Annotated in this window: 5 protein-coding genes and 2 rRNA genes (1 of these 7 cut by a window edge); all 7 read left to right on the top strand. The window is 56.0% G+C overall.

The features are described from left to right. Window positions 1-2,816: ribosomal RNA gene (locus tag AFERRID_RS05100) — 23S ribosomal RNA — on the top strand; it begins 73 nt to the left of the window's first position. Between the two features lie 81 nt (window positions 2,817-2,897). Further along, window positions 2,898-3,013 (top strand): 5S ribosomal RNA (rrf, locus tag AFERRID_RS05095). 163 nt (window positions 3,014-3,176) lie between these two features. Next, window positions 3,177-3,776, top strand: a complete 600-nt coding sequence (locus AFERRID_RS05090; RefSeq protein ID WP_126604514.1) for a nitroreductase family protein — start codon at window positions 3,177-3,179, stop codon at window positions 3,774-3,776. Between the two features lie 85 nt (window positions 3,777-3,861). Further along, window positions 3,862-4,074, top strand: a complete 213-nt coding sequence (locus tag AFERRID_RS05085) for a YgaP family membrane protein (RefSeq protein WP_113526395.1) — start codon at window positions 3,862-3,864, stop codon at window positions 4,072-4,074. 231 nt (window positions 4,075-4,305) lie between these two features. After that, a complete protein-coding gene (gene rplM, locus AFERRID_RS05080; RefSeq protein WP_113526396.1) occupies window positions 4,306-4,734 on the top strand; it encodes a 50S ribosomal protein L13 in 429 nt (142 codons plus the stop codon). A gap of 12 nt (window positions 4,735-4,746) precedes the next feature. After that, window positions 4,747-5,133 (top strand): 30S ribosomal protein S9, encoded by a 387-nt coding sequence (gene rpsI / locus AFERRID_RS05075; protein WP_009567384.1) that lies wholly within the window; start codon window positions 4,747-4,749, stop codon window positions 5,131-5,133. Between the two features lie 76 nt (window positions 5,134-5,209). Continuing rightward, a complete protein-coding gene (argC, locus tag AFERRID_RS05070; protein ID WP_126604513.1) occupies window positions 5,210-6,244 on the top strand; it encodes an N-acetyl-gamma-glutamyl-phosphate reductase in 1,035 nt (344 codons plus the stop codon). Window positions 6,245-6,402: the final 158 nt, after the last annotated feature.

Here is a 6,402-nt window from a genome sequence, read left to right as displayed (position 1 = left end):
AGCCTCGGGGAGCTGGTAAACAAGCTTTGATCCGGGGATATCCGAATGGGGCAACCCAGCCAGAGTGATCTGGTTATTGCACACTGAATACATAGGTGTGTAAAGCGAACGCGGTGAACTGAAACATCTCAGTAGCTGCAGGAAAAGAAATCAACCGAGATTCCCGTAGTAGCGGCGAGCGAACCGGGAGTAGCCTTCATGATGTAGCCATAGACTTAGGAGAACGACCTGGGAAGGTCGGCCGTAGTGGGTGATAGCCCCGTATCCGAAAAGGCTTTGGTGGAACTAGGCATGAGCAAAGTAGGGCGGGACACGTGGAATCCTGTCTGAAGATGGGGGGACCATCCTCCAAGGCTAAATACTCGTCTCTGACCGATAGTGAACCAGTACCGTGAGGGAAAGGCGAAAAGAACCGCGGAGAGCGGAGTGAAATAGATCCTGAAACCGTATGCCTACAAGCAGTGGGAGCCCGTTTTACGGGTGACTGCGTACCTTTTGTATCATGGGTCAGCGACTTACTTTCTGTGGCGAGCTTAACCGAAGAGGGGAGGCGTAGGGAAACCGAGTCTGAATAGGGCGACAGTCGCAGGGAGTAGACCCGAAACCGGACGATCTATCCATGGTCAGGATGAAGGTGGGGTAAAACCTACTGGAGGTCCGAACCCACGCCCGTTGAAAAGGTCGGGGATGAACTGTGGATAGGAGTGAAAGGCTAAACAAGTCCGGAGATAGCTGGTTCTCCCCGAAAGCTATTGAGGTAGCGCGTCGCGTATTACTGCCGGGGGTAGAGCACTGTTACGGCTAGGGGGCTGTCACGGCTTACCAACCCGTTGCAAACTCCGAATACCGGCAAGTAGAGCGCGGCAGACAGACGGCGGGTGCTAACGTCCGTCGTCAAGAGGGATGAAAACCCAGACCGCCAGCTAAGGTCCCCAAATATGGCTCAGTGGGAAACGATGTGGGAAGGCCCAGACAGCTAGGAGGTTGGCTTAGAAGCAGCCATCCTTTAAAGAAAGCGTAATAGCTCACTAGTCGAGTCGGCCCGCGCGGAAGATTTAACGGGGCTCAAGCCATATACCGAAGCTGCGGGTGTGTCCTTAGGGACGCGCGGTAGGGGAGCGTTCGGTAAGCCGATGAAGGTGTGTTGGAAAGCATGCTGGAGGTATCCGAAGTGCGAATGCTGACATGAGTAGCGATAAAGGGTGTGAAAACCACCCTCGCCGTAAGCCCAAGGGTTCCTGCGTCAAGTCAATCTGCGCAGGGTGAGTCGGCCCCTAAGGCGAGGCCGAGAGGCGTAGCTGATGGGAAATCGGTTAATATTCCGATACTGTTACAAGATGCGATGGAGTGACGGAGAAAGGTAGCTCAGCCGGGTGTTGGATGTCCTGGTTTAAGCGTGTAGGGAGTCTTCTTTGGCAAATCCGGGAAGGCAATCTCAAGGCGTGATGACGATCCTCTACGGAGGAGAAGTGAGTGAACCTACGCTTCCAGGAAAAGCTTCTAAGCTCTAGTCTTGTGATGACCGTACCCCAAACCGACACAGGTGGGCAGGAAGAATATTCCAAGGCGCTTGAGAGACCTCGGGTGAAGGAACTCGGCAAATTGACACCGTAACTTCGGAAGAAGGTGTGCCCTGATAGGTTGTACTCCCTTGCGGAGGAAGGCCGAAGGGGTCGCAGAGAATCGGTGGCTGCAACTGTTTAACAAAAACACAGGGCTCTGCAAAGACGAAAGTCGACGTATAGGGTCTGACGCCTGCCCGGTGCCGGAAGGTTAAGTGAGGGGGTGCAAGCTCTTGATCGAAGCCCCGGTAAACGGCGGCCGTAACTATAACGGTCCTAAGGTAGCGAAATTCCTTGTCGGGTAAGTTCCGACCTGCACGAATGGCGTAATGATGGCCACACTGTCTCCACCCGAGACTCAGCGAAGTTGAAGTCGCTGTGAAGATACAGCGTTCCCGTGGCAAGACGGAAAGACCCCGTGCACCTTTACTACAACTTAGCATGGGACCTTGAGATGATTTGTGTAGGATAGGTGGGAGGCTGTGAAACCGGGACGCTAGTTCTGGTGGAGCCGTCCTTGAAATACCACCCTGGTGATCTTGGGGTTCTAACCTCGGTCCGTGATCCGGATCAGGGACAGTGTTTGGTGGGTAGTTTGACTGGGGCGGTCTCCTCCCAAAGAGTAACGGAGGAGCACGAAGGTACCCTCAGCGCGGTCGGAAATCGCGCAGTGAGTGCAAAGGCACAAGGGTGCTTGACTGCGAGACAGACAAGTCGAGCAGGTGCGAAAGCAGGTCTTAGTGATCCGGTGGTTCTGTATGGAAGGGCCATCGCTCAACGGATAAAAGGTACGCCGGGGATAACAGGCTGATTCCCCCAAGAGTTCACATCGACGGGGGAGTTTGGCACCTCGATGTCGGCTCATCGCATCCTGGGGCTGTAGCCGGTCCCAAGGGTATGGCTGTTCGCCATTTAAAGCGGTACGCGAGCTGGGTTCAGAACGTCGTGAGACAGTTCGGTCCCTATCTGCCATGGGCGTTGGAGATTTGAAGGAAGCTGCTCCTAGTACGAGAGGACCGGAGTGGACGTACCTCTGGTGTTCCGGTTGTTCTGCCAAGGGCATTGCCGGGTAGCTATGTACGGTCGGGATAACCGCTGAAAGCATCTAAGCGGGAAGCCCATCCTAAGATGAGATCTCCCGGGGCTTAAAGCCCCCTGAAGGGCCGTGGAAGACTACCACGTTGATAGGCTCTCTGTGGAAGCGCAGTAATGCGTGTAGCTAAGGAGTACTAATCGCCCGTGCGGCTTGACCATATATCACCCAAGCATCCAACTGAAAACCTTCCCTTCTGATACACCCTGAGACCAAATCTCAGGCAGACCAGTTTAACCTTGTCTGGCGGCCATAGCGCAGTGGAACCACCCCTTCCCATCCCGAACAGGACCGTGAAACGCTGCAGCGCCTATGATAGTTGGGGGTCTCCCTCCGCGAAAGTCGGTCACCGCCAGACACCTATTCCCATAACCCCGCCTCCGCATCATCGAGGCGGGGTTGTTTTTTGACGCGAATTTAAACGACCTGCCGGTCCCGCCAATCTATCCCGCCCACTTCCTTGACAATACCAACCGGTCGGTCTTAGATTGGGGCCATACTGAAAATATTAGGGGGCCTGTATGGAAGTGGTTACTGCCGTAAAAAATCGTCGCGCCGTAAAAGCCTTTGATCCGAATCATAAAATATCCGAAGAAACGCGTCGGGTGCTGCTGGAGACGGCGGTGTTGGCACCCAGTGCATACAACATTCAGCATTGGCGGATCGTGGATGTGCGGGACCCTGCGCAGCGGGCGGCCATTCGGGAAGTGGCCTGGGGTCAGGCGCAGGTGACGGACGCTTCGGCGCTCTATGTGCTGTGTGCCGACCTCAATGCCTGGCAGAAGGACCCGCAGCGATACTGGGCGACATCGCCTCAGCCGGTGCAGGATTTTTTGCTGCCGAAGCTGGACGAATACTATCGCGGCAAGCCGGAAGTGGCGAGGGATGAGTCGATGCGCACTCTGGGTATCTTCGGCATGACCCTGATGCTGGTGGCACAGGATCTGGGTTACGACTCCTGTCCCATGGACGGGTTTGATTTCGACGCGGTGGCAAAGATTATTCGTCTGCCGGCGGGCTTTGCCATCGGCTATATGGTGGCGGTCGGCAAGGGTATGGGGAATGCCTGGCCGAGTAATCGGGAACCTGTGGAGAATCTGGTATATCTTGATCATTTTTGAGTTTTTGGGCAGATCGTCGCAGGAAATTGCTCTATACTGGTAACTCATCATACGGTGCAGGTGACAGCCTGCGGGAGAGTTGAAAATGCCTGTCAATGAAGGAACTGCGGATCGGATTCTTCGCGTGATCGTGGGATTGGCCATTATTATCGTGCTGGCGGTTTTTCTGCCGGGCGCCGAGAAATGGTGGGCGCTGGTCGGCTTGGTACCACTTATTACCGGGCTCACCGGTTTCTGCGCACTATATACCCTGCTGGGCATCAAGACCTGCCCGATGAAGCCGCGCGCAAAATCCTGATCCTCTGAGTGCCCTTTCACGGCACGTAATATTTTATCCAGAGCACCCTGGTCGTGCCGACGTTTGATGTGCTTTGCACGGACAACGCGATATTCCCGCATGGATGCAGGGTGTCGACTCTGACGAAATTCATTGGATAGCCGTCCCCAGAGCGCGCAAATACCTTGACATCTGCCCCTATCGTCGCTAATCTCCCGCCCCTCAGTGAAAAATCCGAAGCCGGAGTTTGTGATGAAGACCTATTCTGCCAAGTCTCATGAAGTACAAGGGGACTGGTTCGTGGTGGATGCCACCGATAAAGTCCTGGGCCGCCTCTCTGTAGAGCTGGCTAAACGTTTGCGTGGCAAGCATAAGCCCGAGTATACGCCCCATGCTGATACCGGCGATTACATCGTCGTCATCAATGCCGACAAGATCGCGGTTACCGGCAACAAGGCCAAAGATAAAATTTATTACCATCACACCGGCTATGTCGGCAACCTGAAGAGTGCTTCCTTCGAGAAGATGAAGGAGACGCACCCGGAGCGGATCATCGAACTTGCGGTCAAGGGCATGCTGCCCAAGAATCCGCTGGGTCGGGCGATGTTCAAGAAGCTCAAGGTCTATCCCGGCTCCGAGCATCCCCATTCGGCACAGCAGCCGCAGCCCCTGAACGTTTAAGGCGAAGACTTTATGGAACAATATTACGGTACCGGTCGGCGTAAGAGTGCAACTGCCCGCGTGTATTTGCGCCGTGGCTCTGGCAAGATCGTCATCAACAAGCGCACCCTGGAAGACTACTTTGGCCGTGAGACCTCACGCATGGTGGTCATGCAGCCCTTGGAGTTGACCGGTCATGGCGGCCAGTTCGATATTCTGGTGAATGTCAACGGTGGTGGCGCCAGTGGTCAGGCCGGGGCGATCCGCCATGGCATCACGCGCGCCCTCATGGTCTACGACGAAACCTTGCGACGCCCCTTGCGCAGCGCTGGTTTTGTCACCCGTGACGCTCGCGAAGTGGAGCGGAAGAAGGTGGGTAAACATAAGGCTCGGCGTAGTCACCAGTTTTCCAAGCGTTAATTACCGACGCTTCGAACTGCGAAACAAGCCGCCTTCGGGCGGCTTTTTCTATTACGGATTAGCATCAGGGGGGAACATGATTCGCGCAGGTATCGTTGGGGGTACGGGTTACACCGGGGTGGAGTTGCTCCGTTTGCTGCTGCCGCATCCGGAAGTCGAGTTAGTGGCCATCACTTCCCGCGCTGAGGCCGGGCAGCGGGTGGACGAGCACTTCCCCAATTTGCGTGGCCACTGCCACCTGTCTTATACCGCCCCAGATCCCGCCATACTTGGCACCCTGGACGTCGTTTTTTTTGCGACACCCCATGGAGTGGCCATGGACAGCGCTCCGCAACTGCTGGCCAAAGGCGTGCGAATCATCGACCTGGGTGCCGATTTCCGATTGCGCGATGCAGAAGTTTTTGCCCGGTGGTACGGCATGGCCCACCGCGCACCCGAGGTGCTGGCCGAAGCCTGTTATGGCTTGCCCGAATACTATCGGACTAAGGTCAGTGAGGCGCGGCTGATTGCCAATCCAGGCTGTTATCCGACGGCAGTCATCCTCGGCTTTGCGCCTCTGTTGGCCGAGGGCTTGCTGCGCGAGGATACGCTGATCGCGGATTGCAAGTCCGGCGTCAGCGGAGCGGGTCGTAGCGCCAAGGTCGGCTTGATTCTCCCCGAGACGGCGGATAGTGTCAGCGCCTATGGCGTCAGCGGCCACCGGCACCGGCCGGAAATCGAGGCCGTGCTCTCTGATATCAGTGGGACTCCGCTGGAGTTGCAGTTCACACCGCACCTGATGCCGATGATCCGCGGCATACATGCCACCCTCTACGGGCGCCTGGCGCAGCCGATGAGCGATGCGGCGCTACAGGATCTGTTCGCCACTCGTTACGCCGGCGAGCCTTTTGTGGATGTCCTGCCCTTCGGCTGTCACCCGGCTACCCGTTCAGTGCGGGGTGCCAACATGTGCCATATCGCCGTACATCAGCCCCGGCCGGGGCAAGTAGTCGTCCTGTCGGTCATCGACAATCTGGTCAAAGGGGCGGCGGGACAGGCAATACAGAATATGAACCGACTGTTCTCTCTGGCGGAGGACGCGGGCCTGATGCAAATTGCCCTGCTGCCGTAAGCGCCCATGGTAATCAGCGACAATATAACCCGATGAAAGCATACATATTATTATATATGGTTCCGGATCTGTAGCCATTTCCCTACAATGCTGCAACGTAAGCTGCCGAAAAATAAGGCTAATGAATATGGCACCAATTTTGCAAAGTTTGTCTGCTA

Origin of the sequence: Acidithiobacillus ferridurans, assembly GCF_003966655.1 — a bacterium.
In the GTDB taxonomy this organism is placed as follows: Bacteria; Pseudomonadota; Gammaproteobacteria; order Acidithiobacillales; family Acidithiobacillaceae; genus Acidithiobacillus; species Acidithiobacillus ferridurans.
The sequence above is the reverse complement of the archived record's forward strand: the minus strand, read 5'-3'. Positions and strand labels throughout refer to the sequence as shown.